The organism is Pseudomonas sp. Tun-23181, assembly GCF_057415455.1.
The window spans coordinates 2,644,853-2,669,579 of the sequence record NZ_CM171630.1; the positions used below are offsets into that span (position 1 = coordinate 2,644,853).

At 60.4% G+C, this 24,727-nt stretch carries 23 protein-coding genes, 4 tRNA genes and 3 pseudogenes; 13 read left to right on the plus strand and 17 right to left on the minus strand.

Features of this window, described 5'->3' with window-relative positions; translation table 11 throughout:
• Positions 1–62: 62 nt before the first annotated feature.
• On the minus strand, positions 63–278 hold the full coding sequence (locus tag ACDI39_RS12635) for a hypothetical protein (RefSeq protein ID WP_225790878.1): 216 nt from the start codon (positions 276–278) through the stop codon (positions 63–65).
• Between the two features lie 652 nt (positions 279–930).
• Between ACDI39_RS12635 and ACDI39_RS12640 the strand changes: the two genes are divergently transcribed.
• Positions 931–1,461, plus strand: a complete 531-nt coding sequence (locus ACDI39_RS12640) for a glyoxalase superfamily protein (protein ID WP_368816680.1) — start codon at positions 931–933, stop codon at positions 1,459–1,461.
• Between the two features lie 174 nt (positions 1,462–1,635).
• Here ACDI39_RS12640 and ACDI39_RS12645 read toward each other — a convergent pair whose 3' ends face one another.
• Entirely contained in the window at positions 1,636–2,130 is a 495-nt protein-coding gene (locus ACDI39_RS12645) for a GNAT family N-acetyltransferase (RefSeq protein ID WP_486538806.1), read from the minus strand.
• Positions 2,131–2,237: 107 nt separating this feature from the next.
• Between ACDI39_RS12645 and istA the strand changes: the two are divergent.
• Both istA and istB read left to right on the plus strand, forming a co-directional pair.
• A pseudogene (istA, locus tag ACDI39_RS12650) lies at positions 2,238–2,924 on the plus strand (IS21 family transposase); the annotation flags it as partial.
• Positions 2,921–3,699: pseudogene (gene istB, locus ACDI39_RS12655) on the plus strand (IS21-like element helper ATPase IstB). The pseudogenes istA and istB, both read left to right, overlap by 4 nt.
• Positions 3,700–3,767: 68 nt before the next feature.
• Here istB and ACDI39_RS12660 read toward each other — a convergent pair.
• The 8 genes and pseudogenes from ACDI39_RS12660 to ACDI39_RS12695 all read right to left on the minus strand — a co-directional run.
• Positions 3,768–3,893, minus strand: a pseudogene (locus tag ACDI39_RS12660) (hypothetical protein); the annotation flags it as partial.
• Positions 3,894–4,347: 454 nt separating this feature from the next.
• Positions 4,348–4,899 (minus strand): hypothetical protein, encoded by a 552-nt coding sequence (locus ACDI39_RS12665; protein WP_368816678.1) that lies wholly within the window; start codon positions 4,897–4,899, stop codon positions 4,348–4,350.
• Positions 4,900–5,024: 125 nt separating this feature from the next.
• Positions 5,025–5,831 (minus strand): N-acyl homoserine lactonase family protein, encoded by an 807-nt coding sequence (locus tag ACDI39_RS12670; RefSeq protein ID WP_368816677.1) that lies wholly within the window; start codon positions 5,829–5,831, stop codon positions 5,025–5,027.
• Between the two features lie 173 nt (positions 5,832–6,004).
• A complete protein-coding gene (locus ACDI39_RS12675) occupies positions 6,005–7,153 on the minus strand; it encodes an iron-containing alcohol dehydrogenase (RefSeq protein ID WP_368816676.1) in 1,149 nt (382 codons plus the stop codon).
• A gap of 162 nt (positions 7,154–7,315) precedes the next feature.
• Entirely contained in the window at positions 7,316–8,686 is a 1,371-nt protein-coding gene (locus ACDI39_RS12680) for a sigma-54 interaction domain-containing protein (protein ID WP_368816675.1), read from the minus strand.
• A gap of 258 nt (positions 8,687–8,944) precedes the next feature.
• Complete coding sequence (locus ACDI39_RS12685; protein ID WP_486538989.1) at positions 8,945–9,826, minus strand: tyrosine-type recombinase/integrase; 882 nt, start codon at positions 9,824–9,826, stop codon at positions 8,945–8,947.
• 229 nt (positions 9,827–10,055) lie between these two features.
• Positions 10,056–10,131 (minus strand) — tRNA-Thr (locus tag ACDI39_RS12690).
• Between the two features lie 81 nt (positions 10,132–10,212).
• A complete protein-coding gene (locus tag ACDI39_RS12695) occupies positions 10,213–10,623 on the minus strand; it encodes a pilin (RefSeq protein WP_225790876.1) in 411 nt (136 codons plus the stop codon).
• A gap of 217 nt (positions 10,624–10,840) precedes the next feature.
• On the opposite strand from ACDI39_RS12695, the gene ACDI39_RS12700 reads away from it, so the two are divergent.
• Genes ACDI39_RS12700 through yacG form a run of 4 tightly spaced genes read left to right on the plus strand, consistent with a single transcriptional unit; the run spans position 10,841 to position 13,737 of the window.
• A complete protein-coding gene (locus tag ACDI39_RS12700) occupies positions 10,841–12,049 on the plus strand; it encodes a type II secretion system F family protein (RefSeq protein WP_225790875.1) in 1,209 nt (402 codons plus the stop codon).
• 1 nt (position 12,050) lies between these two features.
• Complete coding sequence (locus ACDI39_RS12705; protein ID WP_486538810.1) at positions 12,051–12,917, plus strand: prepilin peptidase; 867 nt, start codon at positions 12,051–12,053, stop codon at positions 12,915–12,917.
• Complete coding sequence (coaE, locus tag ACDI39_RS12710) at positions 12,917–13,540, plus strand: dephospho-CoA kinase (RefSeq protein WP_225790873.1); 624 nt, start codon at positions 12,917–12,919, stop codon at positions 13,538–13,540. The genes ACDI39_RS12705 and coaE overlap by 1 nt, the downstream gene beginning before the upstream one ends.
• A complete protein-coding gene (gene yacG / locus ACDI39_RS12715; RefSeq protein WP_225790872.1) occupies positions 13,537–13,737 on the plus strand; it encodes a DNA gyrase inhibitor YacG in 201 nt (66 codons plus the stop codon). The genes coaE and yacG overlap by 4 nt, the downstream gene beginning before the upstream one ends.
• A gap of 77 nt (positions 13,738–13,814) precedes the next feature.
• On the opposite strand, the gene ACDI39_RS12720 is transcribed toward yacG, so the two are convergent.
• Positions 13,815–14,498, minus strand: coding sequence for an energy-coupling factor ABC transporter permease (locus tag ACDI39_RS12720; protein WP_225790882.1), 684 nt, complete (start codon positions 14,496–14,498; stop codon positions 13,815–13,817).
• A 119-nt stretch (positions 14,499–14,617) separates the two neighbouring features.
• On the opposite strand from ACDI39_RS12720, the gene ACDI39_RS12725 reads away from it, so the two are divergent.
• The 3 genes from ACDI39_RS12725 (at position 14,618) to ACDI39_RS12735 (ending at position 16,933) form a co-directional block, all read left to right on the plus strand.
• Positions 14,618–15,247 (plus strand): DUF1780 domain-containing protein, encoded by a 630-nt coding sequence (locus ACDI39_RS12725; RefSeq protein ID WP_225790871.1) that lies wholly within the window; start codon positions 14,618–14,620, stop codon positions 15,245–15,247.
• A 132-nt stretch (positions 15,248–15,379) separates the two neighbouring features.
• On the plus strand, positions 15,380–15,553 hold the full coding sequence (locus ACDI39_RS12730) for a DUF3094 family protein (protein ID WP_225790870.1): 174 nt from the start codon (positions 15,380–15,382) through the stop codon (positions 15,551–15,553).
• An 84-nt stretch (positions 15,554–15,637) separates the two neighbouring features.
• The gene (locus tag ACDI39_RS12735; RefSeq protein ID WP_225790869.1) at positions 15,638–16,933 is read left to right on the plus strand and encodes an NAD(P)/FAD-dependent oxidoreductase; all 1,296 of its coding nucleotides are present in this window, start codon (positions 15,638–15,640) and stop codon (positions 16,931–16,933) included.
• 250 nt (positions 16,934–17,183) lie between these two features.
• Here the strand turns inward: ACDI39_RS12735 and ACDI39_RS12740 are convergent.
• The 6 genes from ACDI39_RS12740 to rluD all read right to left on the minus strand — a co-directional run bounded on the left by ACDI39_RS12740 (position 17,184) and on the right by rluD (position 22,223).
• Positions 17,184–17,259: transfer RNA gene (locus tag ACDI39_RS12740), tRNA-Lys, on the minus strand.
• 6 nt (positions 17,260–17,265) lie between these two features.
• Positions 17,266–17,342: transfer RNA gene (locus tag ACDI39_RS12745), tRNA-Pro, on the minus strand.
• A gap of 4 nt (positions 17,343–17,346) precedes the next feature.
• Positions 17,347–17,422: transfer RNA gene (locus ACDI39_RS12750), tRNA-Asn, on the minus strand.
• Between the two features lie 414 nt (positions 17,423–17,836).
• On the minus strand, positions 17,837–20,401 hold the full coding sequence (clpB, locus tag ACDI39_RS12755) for an ATP-dependent chaperone ClpB (protein ID WP_253104170.1): 2,565 nt from the start codon (positions 20,399–20,401) through the stop codon (positions 17,837–17,839).
• A 122-nt stretch (positions 20,402–20,523) separates the two neighbouring features.
• Positions 20,524–21,264 (minus strand): peptidoglycan editing factor PgeF, encoded by a 741-nt coding sequence (pgeF, locus tag ACDI39_RS12760; protein WP_486538814.1) that lies wholly within the window; start codon positions 21,262–21,264, stop codon positions 20,524–20,526.
• Complete coding sequence (rluD, locus tag ACDI39_RS12765) at positions 21,261–22,223, minus strand: 23S rRNA pseudouridine(1911/1915/1917) synthase RluD (protein ID WP_486538816.1); 963 nt, start codon at positions 22,221–22,223, stop codon at positions 21,261–21,263. Before rluD ends, pgeF begins: the two co-directional genes overlap by 4 nt.
• Before the next feature lie 148 nt (positions 22,224–22,371).
• Here rluD and ACDI39_RS12770 point away from each other — a divergent pair, with 148 nt between their 5' ends.
• The 3 genes from ACDI39_RS12770 to ACDI39_RS12780 all read left to right on the plus strand — a co-directional run bounded on the left by ACDI39_RS12770 (position 22,372) and on the right by ACDI39_RS12780 (position 24,687).
• Positions 22,372–23,391 (plus strand): outer membrane protein assembly factor BamD, encoded by a 1,020-nt coding sequence (locus tag ACDI39_RS12770; protein ID WP_225789531.1) that lies wholly within the window; start codon positions 22,372–22,374, stop codon positions 23,389–23,391.
• A 92-nt stretch (positions 23,392–23,483) separates the two neighbouring features.
• The gene (locus ACDI39_RS12775; RefSeq protein ID WP_225789530.1) at positions 23,484–23,714 is read left to right on the plus strand and encodes a PP0621 family protein; all 231 of its coding nucleotides are present in this window, start codon (positions 23,484–23,486) and stop codon (positions 23,712–23,714) included.
• 208 nt (positions 23,715–23,922) lie between these two features.
• The gene (locus ACDI39_RS12780) at positions 23,923–24,687 is read left to right on the plus strand and encodes a FadR/GntR family transcriptional regulator (protein ID WP_225789529.1); all 765 of its coding nucleotides are present in this window, start codon (positions 23,923–23,925) and stop codon (positions 24,685–24,687) included.
• The last annotated feature ends 40 nt before the right edge of the window (positions 24,688–24,727 follow it).

Consider the following 24,727-nt stretch of genomic DNA (forward strand, 5'->3'; position numbering starts at 1 on the left):
GTTTATCCACAGGGCGAACCACGAGCCGCGTCCCACTAAAACACAATGGGACGCGGCTTCAATCATGTCGGCTCATTACTCAGCAACTTGCCGCATTGCTCGCTGGCCAAACGGCTGATGATCTTGATCGCCTGGTGAATACCCGCCGTGGTGCGGAAGCTCAGTTGTGGTGGGTGTTCACATTCCAGATGCTCGTCATGCTGCACCAGCGCCTCGCCGAGTAATTCGAGGGTCCAGATGTAGCTCTGGATGGAGGTTATGCGCTCGTGGTCAGTCATGGCGCACCTGCCTCAGGTTGCCCTGGCTGTGGATGGGGTAGAAACGGTGGGGTCGAGTCACCGGCGGGATTGGACGGTGGGGAACGGATGCGAGGATCCTGAATGGACTTACGATGGTCATGCATGAGGTCCTTTTCAGTTGAAGCACCACACCAATCGTCGCCAAACGATTAGGGTGGCAGCTGTACGCAGGTTGGCGAACCGAGGAAAAGGAACTCGGCAGACCCGAAGGGTCTCCCACGCACAGCCGCCATTACACGAAACTGCGGACACAAAAAAAGCGCCTGCAATCGTGATCTGGGCGCCTTTGCGCCTTTTCGTTCGGGTCGCCAAACCCGGTCGCGGAATTGGCCGCGACCAGGGCAATCTATCCCCGTGAGCCGGCCAACGCAAGCATCACTCGAATACGAAGTCTCGCTCGTTTCTGTAAGAACTGTCGATCGTGTCCCGGGAAGTGGTGTAACTGAATCAGCCGAAGGCGCCGCTTCCGACCTCAATCAGGACTGTGTACTATCGACGAAGGCCGATGCTGCCCGCCGCTCGCTCCGGAAGGAAAGGTGAAAGCATCTCTGCTCCAGCCCCTATCGCATCTCTCTTGATAGTCGAGGTTTGGCAACGCGAGCACCAGAATGCCTCGACTCCAGGAGGAATGATGCTGTCAATCGAGAAAGCCAAACGGATGGCCAAGAGCCTGCGCGCCTCTCTAGACGCCCGCAGTCACGAAGTTTCCCATGCAGTTGCGCTTGAAATGGTAGCGCAGCAATTGGGATACAAGGATTGGAACACCGCCTCGGCGCTACTTCCCCACGAGGCTCCCCACCCCGCCATTACCTTCGACAAGGCCATACCGATACTGCGGATGTTCGACGAAACCAAGGCGAGGGAGTTCTACGTTGATTTTCTGGGTTTCAGTATCGAATTCGAGCATCGGTTCGAGGCTGACTTGCCCCTCTATCTTGGACTCAACCGAGGCGGTCTACAGATACACCTGTCTGAACATCATGGCGATGCGAGCCCTGGAGCGACGATATTCGTTCCGATGCAAAACATAGAGATGCTTCGTGACGAGTTACTGGCTAAGCGCTATGGCTATGGGCGGCCGGATATTGTTCAACAGGACTGGGGGCAGCTTTTGGAGGTGTACGATCCTTTTGGTAATCGTATTCGGTTCTGTCAAAGCTGATTACCAGGTCTAGGTGGGGTACGGACGCAGCAGCTAATCTTGAGATCTACCACCTGCGCTGCCCGAGGGATGTGCAATTTGCCTATGCCGATGATGTGCAACCGGGTGCCTAGAGGCAAGCGTCTGGCATCACGCATTGACAATGTTGTCCCTGAGCCCAGCCCCAAAGGGCGATCAGAGCGCTAGTCGCATTTTAATGGGCTGTTCAAGCTTCCCACACGGAAGCGAGCACGGCGGAAGGTCTTCTAGGCGGGTAAATCCAATCTTTTCGTAAAGTGATCTGGCGGGCTTATTTGATTCAAAGACACTGAGATCCACCGAGGTGAAGCCAATACCTCGGCAATGCTCAATCACGGCGGAAAGTAGAGCAGATCCATGGCCATTACGGCGATACTCTCGCTTCACTTGCATCCCTAGAACCCCAATGCTATCGCTACCGCCAGGTCGGCAGAAGCTTTCCGGGTAGGCCTCCGCCGAGCCCACTATTTGACCATCATGCTCTATCACGTATACAGGCCAAGATTTTTTTACAACTTGCATTAATGCTCGTTCTATTGCCTCTAGAGGGGGCGGGGTTGAGCGAGCTGAGTAACGGCCTTCGGCATTCACCTCACAAAAAAGTAAGTAAAATCCGTTGAGGTCATCTAGGGTAATTTGCCTAACGTCCATGTTCACCTCATCAATAGTCCTTAAAGTACCCGGCTAGCTGACGGTAGCATTCATGCACCAAGTGTGGGGTAAACAGCTTAGCAATTTCGCTAGACTTCTGCGTCGGCATGCGGTTCGAAATCGAGCCGGGTAAACAGATGCAGGCCGACTTCATCGTGTTTCGCCGAGCCAAATCCCCGATGTCAGCCTTCGTGGCCACGCTGGGCTATAGCCGGATGACTTACGTCCATTTTGTGCCTGATGAGTCATTCGAGTCAGTGCACGACTCATTGCTGCTGGCCTTCGATTACTTCGGCGGTGTGCCTGACGAAATCCTGTTCGACAACATGAAAACCGCAGTCATCGAGCGCGATGCCTACGGCGATGGCCAGCATCGCTTTCACGCCGGGCTGCTGCAGATGGCCGACGACCTGGGCTTTCGCATACGTCTTTGCCGCCCTTACCGGGCCCGAACCAAGGGCAAGGTCGAGCGATTCAACCGCTACCTGCGCGAGAGCTTCTACAACCCGCTGAACAGCCGGGTCAGTTCTGCCGGCCTGTTGGTGGATTGCGGCACCGCCAACCGCCTGGTCGGCGAATGGCTGGCCGAGGAGGCCAATGTACGCACCCATGCCACGCTCAAGGAACGCCCGATCGACCGTTGGCGTCAGGAGCAAGAGCTGCTGACACCTTTGCCTCACGCCGTGCGTCAGACCTGGAGAGCCCTGCTGGGGAATGCGCCCCGTCCGATCCCGCATGAGTCGCTTCAGCATCCGCTATCCATCTATGAGGCGAGTCGGGAGGCCTGCGCATGAACCTCCAACATCAGGCCATCGTCGAGCGGTGCCAGGCACTCAAGCTCGAATGCACAGCCGAGCATTACCGATGCTGGCTCAACAAGCGGTGAAGGACGATCTGGGCTTCAGCGACTTTCTGGAGCAACTACTGCGTCATGAGCATGGCTTTCGCCAACAACGCAGTCGCGAGTTGCTGACGCGCATGGCGTGTTTTCCCGGGATCAAGACGCTGGAGGAATATGATTTCAGTTTCAGCCCGGGCGTTCCCAAGGCGCTGCTGCAGGAGCTGGCCGCTCTGGCATTTGTAGCCCGAACCGAGAACGTAGTGCTGATCGGCCCGTCCGGTGTCGGCAAGACTCATCTGGCCATTGCCTTGGGGTATCGGGCGGTGCAAAGCGGAATCAAGACACGCTTCATCACCGCAGCCGATCTGATGCTGCAGTTGGGAGCCGCACAGCGACAAGGGCGGCTCAAAGCCTATCTGAACCGCGCGATCCTTTCACCAAGACTGCTGGTGATCGACGAAATCGGCTACCTGCCTTTTGGCCGTGAAGAGGCCAATCTGTTTTTTCAGGTGGTAGCCCAGCGCTACGAAAAAGGCTCGATGATCCTGACGTCAAACCTGCCGTTCACCCAATGGGCCAATGCCTTCAGCGACGACACGACACTGACCGCCGCCATGCTGGACAGGCTGCTACACCACGCTCACATCCTGACCCTGACAGGTGAAAGTTACCGACTCAAGGACAAACGTAAATCGGGTGTGATCCGCCAGAACCATAAACCCGAGTGATCCGGGTGGGTCATTATTACTTCGGCAAATCGGGCATTAAGTGGGTCGGTTTTAAGTCGGCGTTGACACAGGTCGAGTTCATCGACGAAAACGTCGACCACCCGAACTGGATTTTCTTCGGTGATGTAATCTTCCAGGAACTCCGGCAGCAACATGACTTGCGTCCGAACCTCACTTTCAATGAATCGCTTCATGAGCGTTCCCACCACGATCTCGACGATCAGAAGATTAGTCAGTCGCAGGTGTTTTCACACAGCCTGGGCCAGAAACAGTCATTCAAAGGTGTATACGAGGGCAGGGACGATTCACAGGCAAACAGTGCACATTTCGCTGCTGGTAAGGGACGCGGCTTGCGCGACTGCATCGATTTCAATGTTGAGATTGAGTAGCTGGGTTACTACAGCACGTTCTTGGTGAAACACCATTTCACTGGGCGGGGCCAAGTCTCCGCCACACTGAACCGTCTTACCTGGCTGGCAGCTTGCACCAAGACCTTAAACCTGGGTACGGCGGTGAGGGTGCTGCCTGACAAGAAAATTAAGCGAGCGTAGCTCAGCGCTTGTAAAGTTTATGCGATGCCACTGGGAGCATGGCGCGGTTAAAAGTTGGAGCTGGCCGCTCCAACTTTTATTCAGGAAATATTATATATCAGTAAGCTGATTTACCATGCAAAGAACCAGCCATGCTTGATCTAAATTGAGCACCCCAATGACCATCTACATTTGTAATAATATAGAAAGAGTCAAACGTATGACCCGGAATAGGTTTTCCAGCCTTGTCCAGGCGTGTAAATTTAAGCGCTACATGATACTTGTTTGCATTCCCCTTTCCGTCACTACCAGACTGAACAACATATCGGTAGTCCCAGCGGGTATTTTCCCATCCAATTTCTTTTGCAAGCTGTTGCAAGTTTTGGTCTTTTGCATAGGCCTCAGGTGTTTGCCAGACAGTGACTTGGTTACCAGACATGCGCACATGCGGGTAGTTGAGCGTCTTAGCCCAAGCCAATTCATCTTTGGCATTGAATGTTGTCAGGAAGTTATCCAACGCTTTGCATGGAACATCAAACTCCTGACTATAATTCCCCTTCGCATCCTTTGCACAACTATCTGGCAGGTCAGCGTGAGCGGTCGCTGCAAAGGCTTGGGAGGTGGCAATCCCTGCAACCAAAAACAAAGGTGCTTTAAATACAGATTTCATAATCATTCCTTATTATTTTACATTTACAGTCTGGCACCCTGCGACAAAACAGGATCCGTTTAATTTCGCTCGAAAAATCAAGCACTTCAAGTGTGAGCAATCTTATGATGACTCACAAATTCTCATTACAGACCAAATAGAGTTTCCGAACTAATTCTGCGAATTGGACCATCCGTGAGTAATTTTGACTGCTCTGGATCATGACCATAGAGGATAAAGGCCCCTTTAGACTTCAGCAGCTTAAACAAGTTAAAATTATCAAGCATTCCTTGAGCATCATTCACCACCATTGCATCGGGAAGCGTCATCTTTTCAAGAGAAGCCTTTAAGTAGCAAGCATCCGCGGTAATTACGACTTCTTTACCATCTACCTTGACTTTAAGTGACTGGTGCCCGGGCGTGTGTCCAAAGCTAGGAACTAGCACAACCGATCCATCACCGAAAAGATCATGTTCCCCATCAACCTCAAGACGGTCGTGACCTAAATCATAATGTCGAGGTGAATATATTTCTTTTTCGATATTTTCTTCATTCTTCGCGGCTTCCCACTCACGCTTTTGAATAACCAATTGTGCGTTAGGGATACAAGCATTTCCACCACAGTGATCGAAATGCAGATGAGAATTAATGATGAAATTTATCTTTAATGGGTCAACGCCAAAAGCTTCCAAACGTTTAGCTACATCCTCACCAGGCACAAAATTAACCGTAGTTAAATCAGCAAAAACGCCGAGTGATTTTTTTACCACATCTGGATCTTTCGACTGCAAAGGCAACTCAAGCCCTGTATCAAAAAGGACAGTACCCTTGGGATGCTCGATTAAATAGCACGGCACTGGAATTGCCAGATCCCCTGTTTCACCAGCCATAAAGAAACCATAAGGCATAGTGATCCAGCCACAGGTCATTGCATATAACTTAACTTCTTCCATAGCTATAGCCCTTTGAATAATAATGGTTAGGCTTTAATATTTCAGGCAATCATTAATTTCATTTCTATCCATTCTAGCACATCACACTTCTATCCATAACAGCCAAGCCTGAAAATTTGACCATTCAAATACCAATACAGCAAGCTCATTATGAAAACAAAACCAACTTCCCGTTACCAGGCCGCCCGATAGATCGCCTCGATATCTGCAGCTGTGAACTTTCGGGGATTGTTGCGCATCAACCTGTCAATATTGCTGGCCTCCTCGGCCATTGGTGCCAAAGCGTCCTCTGGAATGTTGAAAGCGCGAAGGCCGTTAGGAATGTCTACCGCAGCACACAGTTCAGCCATCGCATCGACACTCGCGTCTGCAGCCTGGCGATCGCTTAAACCGACGATATTCACGCCCATTGCCTGAGCGACGTCGCGAAGACGCTCCGCACAGGCAAGTTTGTTCCAGCGCATTACATAGGGCAGCAGCAAAGCGTTGCTAACGCCGTGTGCGATCTTGAAGCGTCCGCCCAGCGGGTAGGCCAGCGCATGTACTGCGCCCACGCCTGCGTTTCCAAAAGCCATGCCAGCCATCAGACTCGCCGTAGCCATGTCTTCCCGAGCAACAAGGTCATCGGGGTTGGCATACGCTTTAGGCAAAGCGCGAGCAATCACCTTGATGGCTCCAAGAGCAATGGCATCGGTGATCGGTGAGCGATTGATCGAAAGGTACGCTTCGATCGCATGCACAAGCGCATCGACACCGCTGGCAGCGGTTACGTTACGTGGGCAAGTGCGCGTCATGACTGGACTCACGAGAGCAACGTCAGGCAGCAGGTAGTTGCTCACAATGCCTTTCTTGAGCTGCGCCTTTTTGTCGGAGAAGATCGCCACGTTAGTGACTTCCGAACCCGTGCCTGCCGTAGTAGGAATCGCGATCAGCGCAGGCCCCTTGCGGCTTACTTGATCGACGCCGAACAGCTCGTCCAACGTGCCATCGTGTCCCGCGAAGGCCGAGACACCTTTAGCGATGTCGATAGCGCTACCGCCCCCCAGCCCAATGAGCCCATCATGACCACCCTCGCGAAATGCACGGGTACAATCTTCGACCAAACTGATTTCAGGCTCTGGTTGAGCTTGGTCATAGAGGCCATAGCGGCGGCCCCCCATGTGGGCCAAGGCGAGGTCAACTGTACCCGACTTGAGTAGGATCGCATCGGTCACGATTAATGGATTATTAACCTTCAGCCGGGTCAGCTCAGCGTCCAGCTGTTCAACCGCGCTGGAGCCGGTCAGGAGTTTATTGGCGATTAGAAAGGCAGAAACACTCATCGGCTCATCCTCATTTTTTATTGAGATGAACCACGAGAGAACAAAACATGTGCCAATTTCTTGAAAGGCCCGTGCTTGAAGGGTTTCGCCCCGTTCTTGCTAACCTCCGACACGACCGTGTGATCACAGTTTCAATCACAAAAGCGACTACCGATTAGAAACCTAATCAGATCTTTCCCAGCGTTTCATCTTCTGGACGATGGTTGCTTGGCTCACACCCAGCGCTTTGGCTGCTAGGCGCGTGGTCTTGTGGACGCGCATTGCTGAAAGGATCGCGCTCCGCTCTGCGTTTTCTAGGACCTTGCGCAGCGGCAGACGATTTTGATTTAAGCGATCATCGTGCAGGTTAAGGATCTCCTCGGGGAGATCCAACGCCTCAATCGTGTCACTTTCGCAGATAACTACCAAACGCTCGACCAGGTTGATCAATTCGCGAATATTTCCAGGCCATGCATAATCACAGAGCAGGTCTAGGGTCTCTAGCCCCCAAGACATGTTGCGCTCATAGCGCTCGTTGAACTGCCTTAGGTAATGCTCCAACAGCGTAGAGATCTCTCCGGCGCGCTCGCGAAGCGCGGGAATGCGGATGGGCACCACGTTCAGTCGATAGTACAAGTCAGCACGGAACAACCCCTGCTCTACTCTCTGTCGCAAGTCATGGTGGGTGGCGCTTATGATTCGGATATCTACTTCGCGCAGTTCAAGCCCACCCACGGGTATGAACCGCTTCTCCTCAATGACCTTCAGAAGCTTGACCTGAAGCGACAAAGGAAGGTCGCCAATTTCGTCAAGGAACAACGTTCCATGATTCGCCAGTTCTAGGAGCCCTCGCTTACCTTTGGCAGCTGCGCCAGTAAACGCCCCAGGCGCGTAGCCAAACAACTCCGCCTCGATCAGGTTTTCCGGCATTGCTCCACAGTTGAGCGGAATGAAAGGTTCCTTAGCCCGAGCGCTAGAATTGTGAATGTACTGAGCGACGAGACTTTTGCCGACCCCCGTCTCCCCTAACAGCAGCACCTTCACGTCACTGCCTGCTACGCGTCGTGCCTGTGCGAAAAGTGGGCCTGATTGCGCCTGGTCAAAGACCAGCGAAGACTGAGCCAGTTTTTCATATTCGCCAGCATGCAACTGCGCTGTGCTCTGACGCAGCTTCTTGAGCCCAGCGAGCTCATCCCGCTCATGCTTCATACGCAGAAGCTCGGTCATGTCACGTACGGCGCTGACGACGTAGCTGATACGGCGATTCTCGAAAATAGGGGTTGCACTCACCAGCAGCTTCTTACCGTTACTGAGGCTCTGCATGACAGAAACCGGAGCGCCTTGCTGGAGTACGCGCAAAGATGCGGATTGAGAAACGACACCGTCGCGTACCAGGTCGTGCATGCTGCGTCCAATGAGCTGTTCGCTCTGCAGTCCAGTCAGACGCTCGTACGCGCTGTTTACCTTAACTGTAATCCCTACCCCATCCGTGATGTACACGCCGTCGTGCAGTGCGTTCAGAATCGTATCGAATGTTTGACCAGTGAAGTTCAAAACAACGCTCCGAGCTAGTAAAGCGTTAGTGTAACCTTGCCGTCCCTGATTTCTTAGACCCCTCCACACCTAAAGGGCGGCGTGATATGCCCTCGGAACCGTCCGCTTCTGGTCCAGGCTGTGTGAAAACATCTGCGGTTGTCTAACCTTCTGTTCGTCGAGATCGTGGCGCGGATTCCGTGCCCGGTCAGCCGGCCCTTGTCCCCCATGCGCTGCAAGGCAGAGTTAACGGTGCCATCGCTTATAGGCTTGCGTGGGTCATTGCGACCCGCGATAAGCGTGCGGTAGCCGTCGGTCAGCTTGTGTACGCGCTTCGCCTCTTCCACGGCCTGCCGCGACAGCGGGACCAGGTACGGTGGAATCTCCCCCGCTTTGCGTCCTTACCCTCTTCTGCAACTGCTTCACCACCCCGGCCGGCACCGACCACAGGGCATCATCGAAGTCGAACTGGTCAATCGTTGCGCTGCGTAGCTCGATCGTGCGCACGCCGGTCAGCAGCAACAGTCGGATGGCGCTGCGCACGTACCCGGCCATCTTGTAGCCACGCAGCACCAGCAGGCATTCCCGCAACTCGTCGCGCCGCAGGAACGGGTTGTGCTGCTCTGGTGGCTCAGGAACTGCAACGATGTCCAGGTCGGCAGCCGGGTTGACGTCCAACAAGCCTTCGGCCATGCCGTACCGGAAAATCTCGTTGAGCCAGAAGCGGCACTTGCGTGCCGAGTTCAAGGCCCCGCGCCGCTCGACCCGGCGCATGGCCTCCAGTACATTGGCACGCTTGATCTGCGCAATGGGTATTCGGCCCAGCTCTGGCAGCAAGTCCGTGTCCAGATAGAAGCGGGCCTGCATCGCTGCGCCCTTCCTGGCCGCCGACCAGCGCGGCAGCTTGAAAGCGTGCCAGCGGTTGGCCACCGCCTCGAAGGTGTTCTCCTGGTGCACGGCGGCCTCGGCCTTGGCTCGGCGGCGCTCGTCGCGTGGGCCTATGCCCTTGACCACCAGCGAGCGGGCCTCGTCGCGGCGCTCCCGTGCATCACGCAGGCCGATGGCTGGATAGGTGCCCATCGATATCCGCGCCTGCTTACCGTGCCACGTAAACCGGTAGTGCCAGGACTTCGTGCCGTTGGGCGCGATGTACAGGAACAGCCCGTCGCTGTCCTTGAGGGTGTAGGCCTTGTCCTGGGGCTTACGCTGTGTCTGTGAGGGGCATTTAGTACATCACCTGTGCACTCGAATCTACGATGTGCTGCGCAATGTACTAAAAGTTTCCGGAATGTGCTGGAAGGACTCGGAACCTACCGGAAAAACAAAACCGCCACAGAGGGCGGTTTCATTGGGGTTTCCGGTAGTTACTGGGCCTTACCGGAGAATGTCATGGTGCCGGAGACAGGAATCGAACCTGCGACCTTCGCGTTACGAGTGCGCTGCTCTACCGACTGAGCTACACCGGCGTGAGCGCAACGCTACCACTGCCGTGACAGATACGCAAACCCCTGTTTCGCCTCGGTTATTCCCCACCCCCAGCCCCAACCTCAAGACGCCTTGCAACCATTCGGCGCGAGGTCTGCCTCCACCGTCGTGGTACAGCTCCACCCCGTCGCGGAGCGGGTCAGCGTGAGCGTCTTGCCGAGCACCGTGGCAGGCGCATCGGCGAGGGTGCAGACGATGCTGGCACTACCATCGGCAGCCGTCCCGCTGGCAGTGATGGCGCAGTGCGCTGTGCTCGCCTGGCCCCCCAGCGCTGCGACATCCGCCACATCCTTGCCCTCGTTCAAGCGCAGGTCCATGGCGGTCTTGAGCGCGGAGATTTCCAGCAACCCGGCTGCCGCCTTGGTCCGCGCCTGGTGGTTGGTGTACATGGGGACGGCGATGGTCGCCAGGATGCCGATGATCGCCACGACGATCATCAGTTCGATCAGGGTAATGCCTCGTTGCCCTTTCATGAGCGTGTTTCCTTGTTGATACGGCTATGCCTTGGTTCCTGTCTCGGACACCAGGCCGACAGGCGCGCAGTAGAGCCGAACGGACACCTTTTGTCACCCCTGCCCGCCTGGACGTCCTGTTCGCTGAACTACTCTAGTGACCATCAGAGCAACCCGCCTGGTCATGGGCACGGCAAGCTGTTACGGGGCTTGTCGCGACAGCAGCAAGGACTTTCGCATGAGCCATTCGACACGCCTCTATGCCTGGGAAGGCACCGACCCCAGCGGCCAGCGCATCAGTGGGCAAACCCAGGGGCGTAGCCCGGCGTACGTGCGCGCCGGGTTGCAGCGCCAGGGCATCCAGGTCGCCAGCCTGCGGCCGGCCAGCCGCCTGGGGTGGCGCTGGCCCCGTGGCCGGGACAAGGCCGACCCGGCGGGTTTCAGCCGGCAGTTGGCGACGCTGCTCAAGGCCGGGGTACCGCTGTTGCAGGCATTCGAGGTGATGGGGCGCAGCGGTGGGGACGAGAGCCTGGCCAGGCTGCTGGCGCGGTTGCAGCAGGATGTCGCCGGAGGCCTGGGCCTGGCCGATGCGCTGCAGCGCCATCCGCGTTGGTTCGATCGGCTGTACTGCAACCTGGTGCGGGTGGGCGAGCAGTCCGGCACGCTCGATGGCCAGCTCGAACAGCTGGCCACCCTGCTGGAACAGCGCCAGGCCCTGCGGCGGCGGGTGCGCAAGGCGATGCTCTACCCGCTTCTGCTGTTGCTGACCGGGCTGGGCGTGTCGGCGCTTCTGCTGCTGGAGGTGGTGCCGCGCTTTCAGGCGCTGTTCGCCAGCTTCGACAGGGCTCTGCCGCCGCTCACCCAGTGGGTCATCGACTTGTCCACAGGGCTGGGGCGCCATGCGCCGTGGCTGCTGGTCACCAGCATCATGCTGGGCGCGGGCCTGGTGCAGCTGTATCGACGTCATGAATGCGCACGCCTGTGGATATCCCGGCAGGTACTGCGCCTGCCGGTCCTCGGCGGGCTGCTGGGCCGGGCGGCGCTGGCGCGTTTTGCCCGTAGCCTGTCCACGGCCTATGCCGCCGGGGTTCCGCTGCTCGATGCGCTGGGCACGGTGGCGGCGGTGAGTGGCTCGGGAGTGCATGAACAGGCGATCCTGCGCTTGCGCCAGGGCATGGCCAACGGCCAGGGGCTGCACCAGGCGATGGCGTTGGAACCGCTGTTTCCGCCATTGCTGGTACAGCTCACGGCCATCGGTGAATCCAGTGGCACCCTCGACCAGATGCTGGGCAAGGCCGCCAGCCACTACGAGGAACAGGTCAGCCAGGCGCTCGACCAGCTGACAGGCCTGCTGGAGCCTGCCATCGTGCTGATTCTCGGCGTGGTGGTGGGTGGTTTGGTGGTGGCCATGTACTTGCCGATCTTCCAGTTGGGTAGCTTGATCTGACATGAACCTGTGGACTGTTCTGGCCGGCGAGCCGGCTCTTTTCCTGACGTTGGCGGGGCTGCTGGGCCTGTTGGCCGGCAGTTTTCTCAATGTCGTGGCGCACCGCCTGCCGGTCATGCTCGAGCGCCAGTGGCAACGGGAGGCGCAGGAGGCGCTTGGCCTGCCGACGGTGGCGCACGAGCGCTTCGACCTGTGCCTGCCTGCCTCGCATTGCCCCCATTGCGGCCATCGCCTGCGCGCGTGGGAGAACGTTCCGCTGCTGAGCTACCTGGCGCTACGGGGGCGCTGCTCTGCGTGCAAGGCCTCCATCAGCCCGCGCTACCCGCTGGTGGAGTTGGGCTGCGCGGCGTTTTCCGTGGCTGTCGCCTGGCATTCGGGGCCGACCCTCGAACTGCTTTTCGCCCTGCTGCTGACCTGGGGGCTGCTGGCCCTGAGCCTGATCGACAGCGAACATCAGCTACTTCCGGACGTGCTGGTGCTGCCGCTACTCTGGCTGGGCCTGGTCGGCAATGCACTGGGGTTGTTCGTACCGCTGCACGACGCGCTCTGGGGAGCGATCTTCGGCTACCTGAGCCTGTGGCTGGTGTATTGGCTGTTCAAGCTGGTGACCGGCAAGGAGGGGCTGGGCTATGGCGACTTCAAGCTGCTGGCGATGATCGGCGCCTGGGGGGGCTGGCAGGTGCTGCCGTTGACGCTGCTGTTGTCTTCGGTGCTAGGCGCGCTGATCGGGCTGTGCCTGCTGCGCCTGCGCAAGGCGTCGATGGGCTCGGCCATGCCCTTTGGCCCCTATCTGGCCATTGCGGGCTGGATCGCCGTGCTCTGGGGTGATGAAATATACACCTCCTACATGCAACTGCTTGGAATCTGATGACCACCGCGGCTTTTACCCCTTGGATTCTTGGCCTGACCGGCGGCATCGGCAGTGGCAAGAGCGCTGCGGCGCAGCGCTTCGTCGAGTTGGGCGTGCACCTGGTCGATGCCGACCAGGCGGCGCGCTGGGTCGTCGAGCCTGGCCGCCCTGCCCTGGCCAGCATCGTCGAGCGCTTCGGTGCTGGCGTGCTGCTGGATGACGGCCAGCTCGACCGTGCGGCCTTGCGCCAGCTGATCTTCGCCGACCCGGCCCAGCGCCGCTGGCTGGAGGAGCTGCTGCATCCGCTGATCGGCCAGGAGATCTTCAGCTACCTGGCCAAGGCCGAATCGCCCTATGCGGTGTACGTCTCACCGCTGCTGATCGAGTCTGGGCAGCACCAGAAGACCCAGCGGGTGCTGGTGATCGATGCCCCGCCTGCGCTGCAGGTACAGCGCACCCTGCTGCGCGACAACACCAGCCCCGAGCAGGTGCAGGCCATCCTCCAGGCCCAGCTGGAGCGCGAAGCGCGGTTGCGTCATGCCGATGACGTGGTGGTCAATGACCGCGACCTGGGCTGGCTGCACGAGCAGGTCGATCGCCTGCATCATTTTTACCTGACTTTACGAGGAGGCCAGCCATGAGCCAGCCATTGACCGTTGACTGCCCGACCTGTGGTGCACCTGTGGAATGGAGCGAGAAAAGCCCGTTCCGGCCGTTCTGCTCCGATCGTTGCAAGCTGATCGACCTGGGCGCCTGGGCGGCGGAGGAGCACAAGATTCCTGGCTCGAGCGAGGCCGAGGATGAGCTGTACTCCGGGGATCTGGAGCCACGGCACTGAGTCTGCTTGTGGGGCCTGGGAGATTGCTGGGGCTGCGCTGCAGCCCCAAGACGCCCCTACTTAGAAGCAGAAGTGCCTCAGCGTTCATCATCCTTCCAGGGCGCCTGTAAATAGCGGGTACGGTTGAAGGTCTCCAGCCATTCGGGGCAGAACACCACCAGGGCGCTGATCACCGTGCCGTTGATGAAGGCCTCGGGGAAGATGATCAACCACAGGTAGCCGACGAAATCCTCCAACCATTCCGGCATGGCGAAGCGCCCATCCAGCCACAACAGGCCAAGCCCGGCCAACAGGCAGAGCAAGGCAGCCAGCGCTGCGGCGAAAAACCCTGAACAGAAGATATAGACGAACAGGTTGCGCGGCTGCGCCCGCTCGACCAGGATCGCACACACCTCGGTGACCAGCACCGGCAACCCGATCAGCAACAGGCCGTTGATGCCCAGGGCCGCCAGGTCCTGGCGCCCGAGCAGGAGCAGGCCGAGTTGGGCGAGGAAACCGCCGAGGATCGCCAGCGGCCAGTCCAGCAGCAGGGTCACGGCGGTCATGCCGATGAAGTGGTACGACACGCCGGTATCGAAATCGCGCCGCACCAACCACAGGGCGAACAGGCCGAACACCGTGCCGAACAACAGGTGCTGGCGGCGGCTGTCGCTGAACAGCTCGACCCAGCGGGTACGGCTCGCCGCCCAGATCAATAGCGGTACATAGGCCAGCCAGCCCAGGGTCAGGCTGGTGGTGGACAGGACCTGTGCGCTGATCACCTCGAACTCGCTCCCGTGTCGAACAATCACGAGTCTACACCCATTCAACTCGGCCCCCGACCGAATCCTGCGCACAAACAGCATCTTACCGTCATGGATTAGCGGCTAAGCTTGTTCCCATGGATGACTCAGACTACCTGCGCCTGCTCACCATCCAGGCCGAACAAGCCAATGCCTTTCTCTCCAATGCACGCAAGTGGGAGCGTGAGCGTTGGGTGTGCCAGCGCCTGCTGCAAGGGCTGAACATCCCTTATCGCAGCGAAGACTTCATGCCGGCCGGCCAGGAACCGCCGGACGTGCTGTTTCGCGATGCTGCCTTCGAGGTGTTCTTCGTCCTCGACGAGGGGCGTCGGCTCAACGATGAGTGGCGTGAGGAGCTGCAGCGCAGGCGCAGTGCGTTCTCCCTGAGCCAGCTGGTGCGCCGCGAAGCACGGCCACGACGGATCAGTGCCCAGGAGCTGCTCGCGCGCCTGGCGCCAACGCTGCGCAAGAAGGCGCACAACTACCGGGAGCGTGGGCTCGACCTGGGCGAGTTGGACATCATCGCCTTCGCCAGCCTCAAGCGCGAAGTGCTGGACCTCAACAGCCACTTCCCGCCCCCCACCGAATACCTGCGCCAGGGCTGGCGCTCGCTGTCGCTGGTCGGGCCGACCTTCGCCCGGGTGCTGTTCGCCCACCCTGACGCGCCGGATTTTTTACGCGGCAACCTGGGGCGCAGCATCGTCTTCGATGTAGGTATCAGTCTTTGATCCAGTGCCGAGAGTCTTTGCGATGGCGTACACTCGGCGCCGGAGATAGAAAGCATTATCATTTGTTTCAAGCGCTTGCGTGATCGTTGTAGCGTTCATGCAATCACAAACGTCTATCTGACGAGGCCCACCATGACCAGCCGCCTGAATCCAGAAGATCAGCGTCGTGTCGATGAATACCTGCGAGCCCCCCAGCACCAGGTCGAGCGCAAGCCTTTCCGGCCCTTGCTGCTCCTTGCGCTGGTGGTGATCGTGACCATCGGTCTGGGCCTGCTTAGCCGCCTGTTGAGTGGACTGGTGCTATGAGCTGCCTCGCGCTCGCCCTCCCCTCCTGCAGTGTGCGGCCGGCCCCCGGGGCCAAGGATTCCGTAAAACTTGTGAGATATCCCCATGACTCATCGCATCGTGATTGTCGGCGGCGGCGCCGGCGGCCTGGAACTGGCGACCCGCCTGGGTAAAAGCCTGGGCAAGCGCAAGAAGGCCGAGATCACCCTGGTCGACGCCAACCTGACGCACATCTGGAAGCCGCTGCTGCACGAGGTGGCCGCAGGTTCGCTCAACTCCTCGGAAGACGAACTGAACTACGTGGCCCAGGCCAAGTGGAACCACTTCAACTTCCAGCTGGGACGCATGAGCGGGCTGGACCGGGAGAACAAGCAGATCCAGCTGGCCGCGACCCTCGACGAAGAGGGCCGCGAACTGCTGCCTGCGCGGACCCTGGGCTACGACACCCTGGTCATTTCCGTGGGCAGCAACACCAACGACTTCGGCACCCTTGGCGCAGCCCAGCACTGCCTGTTCCTCGACACCCGCAAGCAGGCCGAGCGCTTCCACCAGCAGTTGCTCAACCACTACCTGCGCGCCCATGCGGGCGATACGGCCAGCGAGAAGATCAGCGTGGCGATCGTCGGCGCCGGCGCCACCGGCGTGGAGCTGGCCGCCGAGCTGCACCATGCCGCCCATGAGCTGGCCGCCTATGGCCTGGACCGCATCCAGCCCAAGGACATGCACATCACCGTGATCGAGGCCGGGCCACGGGTATTGCCGGCCCTGCCCGAGCGCATCAGCGTGCCGGTGCACAAGACCCTGGAGAAGCTGGGAGTGACGGTGATGACCAATGCAGCCGTCAGCGAAGTGACCGAGGATGGCCTGAAGACCGCCAGCGGCGAGGTCATCCAGGCCAGCCTCAAGGTCTGGGCGGCGGGTATCCGCGCACCGGGCTTCCTCAAGGATATCGATGGGCTGGAGACCAACCGTATCAACCAGTTGGTGGTGCGCCCGACCCTGCAGACCACCCGCGACGACGACATCTTCGCCTTCGGCGATTGCGCCGCCTGCCCGCAACCGGGCAGCGACCGCAACGTGCCGCCACGGGCCCAGGCCGCGCACCAGCAGGCCTCGATGCTGGCCAAGAGCCTCAAGGCGCGCCTGGAAGGCAAGCCGCTGCCGAGCTATGAATACCGTGACTACGGCTCGCTGGTGTCGCTGTCGCGCTTCTCGGCGGTGGGCAACCTGATGGGCAACCTCACCGGCAGCGTGATGCTGGAGGGGTGGCTGGCGCGGATGTTCTATGTGTCGCTGTACCGGATGCACCAGATGGCGCTGTATGGGACCTTCCGCACGTTGATGCTGATGCTGGGCAGCAAGATCGGGCGTGGGACCGAACCGCGCTTGAAGCTGCACTGATCCATATGGAATTGAAACTGAAGGGCCGCGATGCGGCCCTTTTTGTCGCTGGGATGCGACTGGACAGGTTCTGGGGCTGCTGCGCAGCCCATCGCCGGTACCGTTGCCCTCGAGAGCGGCGCTGTAGCCTGTGGGGAAGCGGCACGAAGCAATTTGCCAAGTGCCGAATGCTCTCTGTGCAACAAGCTGCACGAGAAAAATTCGACAGACAAAAGAAAAAGGGCATCTCATGCGAGATGCCCTTTTTACATGGTGGGTCGTGAAGGACTCGAACCTTCGACCAATTGGTTAAAAGCCAACTGCTCTACCAACTGAGCTAACGACCCGGAAAATGGTCGGGGTGAGGGGATTCGAACTCCTGACATCCTGCTCCCAAAGCAGGCGCGCTACCGGACTGCGCTACACCCCGAATTTGGCTCCGCGACCTGGACTCGAACCAGGGACCCAATGATTAACAGTCATTTGCTCTACCGACTGAGCTATCGCGGAACTACAACTTCGTACTACTTCCGAAGGCTGTTCAGCTTCGAACTCTTCGACATTCGCGTTTGCGTTCATGTCTCCGAGGCGCGCTATTCTACATCCTCCGAATCGCTTGTCAACCCCCAATTTGCTTTCAACTTACTGATTTGCAAATTGTTTTCAGATCGCCTCTACCGCCGGTGATCTGTGTAGTGCCTGACAGCGGGGCGCATATTAAGCGCACCCGAAGCAAAATGCAAAGAAAATTTTCAACATTCTCAAAGAGTTATTCAGAATCCAACGTTACGGCCGCTGGAAGCCTGTGGAGCAATGCCGGTCGGTCAAGGCTTTCAGCGGCCATTTGGGGCTGCAAGGCAGCCCCAAATGGCTTGTAGGCGTTCAAAAAAGCCCCGCGAATGCGGGGCTCGTCGGGAGCAAGGCTCAGGCAAAGACGATCTCGTCGCCCTCGACTTTGGCCGTGATCGCCGCGCCAGGCAGGAACTGCCCGCCGAGGATCAACTGCGCCAGCGGGTTCTCGATCCAGCGCTGTATCGCACGCTTGAGCGGCCGTGCGCCATACACCGGGTCGTAGCCGACAGCGATCAGCTTGTCCAGCGCCTCCGGGCTCAGGGTCAGCGACAGCTCGCGCTCGGCCAGGCGGCTGCGCAGGCGGCCAAGCTGGATCTCGGTGATACCGGCGATCTGCTCGCGGCCCAGCGGCTCGAACACCACCACTTCGTCGATCCGGTTGATGAACTCCGGACGGAAGTGCGAACTCACCGCATCCATCACCGCTGCACGCTGCGCTTCGCGGTCACCCGCCAGTTCCTGGATCTGCGCCGAGCCCAGGTTGGAGGTCATCACGATCACGGTGTTGCGAAAATCCACGGTGCGCCCATGGCTGTCGGTCAGGCGGCCATCCTCGAGCACCTGCAACAGCACGTTGAACACGTCCGGGTGGGCCTTCTCCACTTCGTCGAGCAGCACCACCGAGTAAGGCTTACGCCGCACGGCCTCGGTCAGGTAGCCACCCTCCTCGTAGCCCACGTATCCGGGTGGGGCGCCGATCAGGCGAGCGACGGAGTGTTTCTCCATGAACTCGGACATGTCGATACGCACCATCGCCTCTTCAGTGTCGAACAGGAACTCGGCCAGCGCCTTGCACAGCTCGGTCTTGCCCACGCCGGTCGGGCCAAGGAACAGGAACGAGCCGCTCGGCCGGTTGGGGTCGGCAAGGCCGGCGCGGGAACGGCGCACGGCGTTGGCCACGGCGGTCACCGCCTCGTCCTGGCCGATGACACGCTGGTGCAGCAGCGCTTCCATCTTCAGCAGCTTCTCGCGCTCGCCTTCGAGCATCTTGGCCACCGGGATGCCGGTCCACTTGGACACCACTTCGGCGATCTCTTCCTCGGTGACCTTGTTGCGCAGCAGCTGGTTCTCGGTCTTGCCGTGCTGGTCGACCATCTGCAGGCTGCGCTCAAGGTCCGGGATCACCCCGTACTGCAGCTCGGCCATGCGGCTGAGGTCGCCCTTGCGGCGGGCAGCTTCCAGCTCCTGGCGGGCTTGCTCGATCTTCTGCTGGATCTGCGCCGAACCCTGCACTTCCGCTTTTTCGGACGCCCAGATCTCTTCGAGGTCAGAGTACTCACGCTCCAGACGCTCGATTTCCTCGGTCAGTTTCTCCAGGCGCTTCTTGGCGGCCTCGTCTTCTTCCTTCTTCAGTGCCTGGGATTCGACCTTCAGCTGGATCAGGCGACGGTCGAGGCGGTCGAGCACTTCCGGCTTGGAGTCGATCTCCATGCGGATGCGGCTGGCCGCTTCGTCGATCAGGTCGATGGCCTTGTCTGGCAACTGGCGGTCGGTGATGTAGCGGTGGCTGAGCTTGGCCGCGGCGATGATCGCGCCGTCGGTGATGGCCACCTTGTGGTGCACCTCGTAGCGCTCCTTCAGGCCACGCAGGATGGCGATGGTGTCTTCCTCGCTCGGCTCTTCCACCAGCACCTTCTGGAAGCGCCGCTCCAGCGCCGCGTCCTTCTCGATGAACTGGCGGTACTCGTTGAGCGTGGTGGCACCGACGCAGTGCAGCTCGCCACGGGCCAGGGCCGGCTTGAGCATGTTGCCGGCATCCATGGCGCCCTCGCCCTTGCCGGCACCGACCATGGTGTGCAACTCGTCGATGAACAGGATGATCTGGCCTTCCTGCTTGGACAGCTCGTTGAGCAGGGCCTTGAGGCGCTCCTCGAACTCGCCGCGGTACTTGGCGCCGGCGATCAGCGCGCCCATGTCCAGGGCGAGCAGGCGCTTGCCTTTGAGGCCATCGGGCACTTCGCCGTTGATGATGCGCTGGGCCAGGCCCTCGGCGATGGCGGTCTTGCCCACGCCCGGCTCGCCAATCAGCACCGGGTTGTTCTTGGTGCGCCGCTGCAGCACCTGCACGGTGCGGCGGATCTCGTCGTCACGGCCGATCACCGGGTCGAGCTTGCCTTCCTCGGCACGCTTGGTCAGGTCGACGGTGTACTTGTCCAGGGCCTGGCGCGATTCCTCGGCATTGGCGTCATTGACCGCCGCGCCGCCACGCAGGTTGTTGATGGCGTTCTCCAGGGCCTTCTTGCTCACGCCCTGGCCGAGCAGCAGCTTGCCGAGCTTGCTGTTCTCGTCCATGGCGGCGAGCAGCACCAGTTCGCTGGAGATGAACTGGTCGCCCTTCTGCTGGGCCAGGCGGTCGGCCTGGTTGAGCAGGCGCGCCAGGTCCTGGGACATGTTCACGTCGCCGGTGGGGTTCTGGATCTTCGGCAATTGGTCCAGCTCTTTCACCAGGGCCTGGCGCAGGCTGTTGATGTCGAAGCCGACCTGCATCAGCAGCGGCTTGATGGAGCCGCCCTGCTGGTCGATCAGCGCCTGCATCAGGTGCAGGGGCTCGATGGCCGGGTGATCCATGCCCACCGCCAGGGATTGGGAATCGGATAACGCCAGTTGCAACTTGCTGGTCAAACGGTCTATTCGCATGGGGATACCTTCCTATAAGGGCAGGTCGGAGCGATGGACACACCTGATGAAGAAACCTGCCAGAGATAACCTGTAGATAAGGTTGATTCTGGAAGTTTCAAGCTTAGCGGGCTTGACCTGGGTCAGCTCGGCTGGAGCCAGACCAGCGATGCAAAGCGCCCGCCTTGCGGGGTTTGCCGATAGGAAAAGAAGCGCGGGTCGCTGACCGTGCAGAAGCCGCCGCCATGAATGGCCGTCACGCCACGGGCAGCCAGGCGGATACGCGCGAGCGTGTAGATGTCGGCCATCAGCTTGCCGGGCCGCTCGCCTGGGACAAAGGCCTCGGCAGCCTCGGGGTGCACGGCGGTGAAGGCATCGCGCACTTCCAGCCCGACCTCGAAGGCCTGCGGGCCGATGGCCGGGCCGAGCCAGACCAACACGTCCTCGGCAGGCACGGCCAGCGTGTCGAGGGTGGCTTCCAGCACCCCGCCGGCCAACCCGCGCCAGCCGGCATGGGCGGCCGCCACGCGCGTACCGGCGCGGTCGCAGAACAGCACCGGCAGGCAGTCGGCGGTCATCACCGCGCAGGCGATGCCGGGACGGGCGGTCCAACTGGCGTCGGCTTCGGCCACCACGGTCGGGTCGGCCTCGACCACGGCCAGGCCATGTACCTGCTTGAGCCAGGCCGGCTGGATGTGCAGCGCATCGCTCAGGCGCCGGCGGTTCTCGGCGACCGCTGCCGGGTCGTCGCCAACGTGGTCGCCGAGGTTGAAGGTGTCGTAGGGCGGCAGGCTGCTGCCGCCCCCGCGCGTGGTGACACAGGCGTGTACCGACGCCGGGGCCGGCCAGTCGGGGAACAGCAGCGCCTGCGTCAGGTCGTTCATCCGATGAAGCTCTCGCGGTCCTGCTTGAGCAGCGACAGCAGCCAGACGAAATCGTCCGGCAGCGGCGACTCCCAGCCGATGCGCTTGCCGGTGGTCGGGTGGTCCAGCTCCAGGAAACGCGCGTGCAGGGCCTGGCGCGGGAAGGTCTTGAGCGCCTCGACCATGGTCGGGTTGGCCGCCGGCGGGATGCGGAAGCGCCCGCCGTACACCGGGTCGCCGACCAACGGGAAGTTGACGTGGGCCATGTGCACGCGGATCTGGTGGGTCCGCCCGGTTTCCAGCTTGACCCGCACATGGGTGTGCGAGCGGAAGCGCTCCAGCACGCGGTAGTGGCTGACCGCCGGCTTGCCGCCTTCGGTGACCGTCATGCGCTGGCGCTGGGTGCCATGCCGGCCGATCGGTGCATCGACCTTGCCGCCAGCGGTGACCACGCCGACGACGATGCATTCATAGATGCGGCTGACGCTGCGGCGCTGCAGTTGCTCGACCAGGTTGGTCTGCGCCTGCAGGGTCTTGGCCACCACCATCAGGCCGGTGGTGTCCTTGTCCAGGCGGTGGACGATGCCAGCGCGCGGTACGTTGACGATGTCCGGCACATGGTGCAGCAGGGCATTGAGCAGGGTGCCATCGGCATGCCCGGCAGCGGGGTGGACCACCAGCCCGGCGGGCTTGTTGATCACCAGGATCTGGTCGTCTTCGTAGACGATGTCCAGTTCGATGGCCTGGGCCTCCCATTCGCCCTGGGCTTCGTGCTCGGCCTCCAGGGCCAGCAGGGAGCCGCCATGGACGATGTCGCGCGGGCGCAGCACCGCGCCGTCGACCGTCAGGCGGCCTTCCTTGATCCACGCGGCAAGACGCGAGCGCGAATACTCGGCGAACAGTTGGGCAGCGACCTGGTCGAGGCGTTGACCGCCCAGTTCGGACGGTACCTCTGCGCTAAGTTGAATGATCTCGGACATGCTCGATTCGGCGGGCGTACAGCCTTTGGTTTCGGCTGCGCGCTTGTGGTTAAATACGGCTTCTTTTGCCCCGGGATTGGCCGGGGGCGCTCATCATAACAGGACGGCACCGCCCAAGACAGCGGCCGTCAAAGGGACGCAAGCCGCCATGCAAGTGAAACACCTGCTGCTGATCGCCATCCTCGGGCTTACCGCTGCCTGTTCCTCGAACAAGGAAGTCATCGACGAGAATCTCAGCGAAGCCGAGCTGTACCAGCAGGCGCAGGCCGACCTGGACAACCACAGCTACACCAGCGCCGTGAGCAAGCTCAAGGCCCTGGAGTCGCGCTATCCGTTCGGCCGCTACGCCGACCAGGCCCAGTTGGAGCTGATCTACGCCAACTACAAGAATGCCGAGCCGGAGGCTGCCAAATCCGCCGCCGAGCGTTTCATCCGCCTGCACCCGCAGCACCCCAACGTCGACTACGCCTACTACCTCAAGGGCCTGACCTCGTTCGACCAGGACCGCGGCCTGCTGGCGCGCTTCCTGCCGCTGGACATGACCAAGCGTGACCCGGGTGCCGCCCGCGACTCCTACAACGAGTTCGCCCAGCTCACCAGCCGCTTCCCCAACAGCCGCTACGCCCCGGACGCCAAGCAGCGCATGATCTACCTGCGCAACCTGCTGGCCTCCTACGAGATCCACGTGGCCGACTACTACCTGGGCCGCCAGGCCTATGTGGCCGCCGCCAACCGTGGCCGCTACGTGGTGGAGAACTTCCAGGAGACGCCGTCGGTCGGCGACGGCCTGGCCGTGATGGTCGAGGCCTACCAGCGCCTGCACCTGGACGATCTGGCCGCCACCAGCCTGGAAACCCTCAAGCTCAACTACCCCGACCACCCGAGCCTGGTCGATGGCGAGTTCCGCCCCAAGCGGGACGAGGCCGACAACCGCTCCTGGCTGTCCAAGGCCACCCTGGGCCTGATCGAGACCGAAACCCCGCTGCCGCCGGGCGAGACCCGCGCCAACCAGGACGTGGTCAAGCAGTTCCAGGATGCCCGCGCCGAGATGCCAGAAGAGCTGCTGCCCAAGGACGAGAACGGCGACCCGATCCTGCCGGAAGGTCCAAAGGAAGCCGAGAAGGAGCGTTCCTGGTTCAGCTACATGACCTTCGGTCTGTTCGACTGATCTGCAACGCATGAGAAAGGGAGGTCCAGACCTCCCTTTTTTCATGCCTGCGCCCTAGACTGTCTGCTCTATTTACCGACAAGCTGGACACCATGGTTCGCCTACTCTTCTGGATCGCCCTGATCGCCGCCGCGTTCTGGCTGTGGCGCAAGTTCAAGACCAGTCAGCAAGGCCGTCACGAGCCTACGCTCGACGACCCGCTGAAGATGGTGCGCTGCGCCCACTGCGGCGTGCACCTGCCCAACGACCGGGCCCTGAAACTGGGTAACGACTGGTATTGCAGCCAGGCGCACCTGGAGCAGGGGCCTGGCCAGAAAGACTGATCGATTGCCCTACCGGCCCGTCGAATAGCGCCTTGTGATCCTGGGGCTGCCGTGCAGCCCCAAAACCGGCATTAGGCCAAGCCCTCCCACTTATCCCTCCCCGACCCTTTCGCACCATTTACGACCCCTTCCCTGACGCCACCATTGACCGAACCCGGCAAAGTTCGCTAAATCCTATTTATCCGCATAAATATGAAAAACAGTACAAATGCTCAAACCCAAGCGTAAGCGCCAGAAGCTCTCCGACGTGATCGTCGAATCGGTCAAGCGCTCGATCGTCACCGAGGCCCTGCACCCCGGCGATCGCCTGCCCACCGAGCGCGAGCTGATGGAGCACTTCGAATGTTCCAAGGGCACCGCCCGCGAGGCACTCAAGGCCCTGGAGGTCGAGGGCCTGGTCAGCACCCGCACCGGCCCGGCCGGCGGCGCCTACCTCAACGAGGTGGGCACCGAGCCGGCCAGCCGCGCCCTGCGCAACTACCTGCACTTCCAGCACCTGGACGGCGAGCAGGTGTACCAACTGCGCAAGGTCATCGAAGTGGAACTGGCGGTGTCGGTGATGGGCCAGTTGAGCGAAGCCGACTACGCCGCGCTACAGGCCAACATCGACTTCTGCAGCGCCCCGGAAGACAGCGAACAGGGCCAGCGCGAGCAGCGCCTGGCGGAGCTGGAGTTCCACACCCTGCTGGCGCACCGCTGCCCCAACCCGCTGCTGCGCTTCATGGCGGTGTTCCTCAACGACCTGCTGCGCGACCTGGTGGTGCTGAAGAAGGCCTACCTGCCCAAGCGCCAGCAGTTCGCCGCCGCCAACATCGACTACCACAAGCAGCTCCTGCTGGCCCTGCGCGCCAGCGACGAACAGGCCGTGCGCCGGCTGATGCATGCACACATGTGCGACGCCGAGCACCACATGACCGCGCTGGAGGGCGAGGTCGCACGCAACTTCCTGCTGGAGTTCGAACACCACCACTGATCAGCCTGGAAAGAGGCCTGCACACAGGCCCGCCGTACCC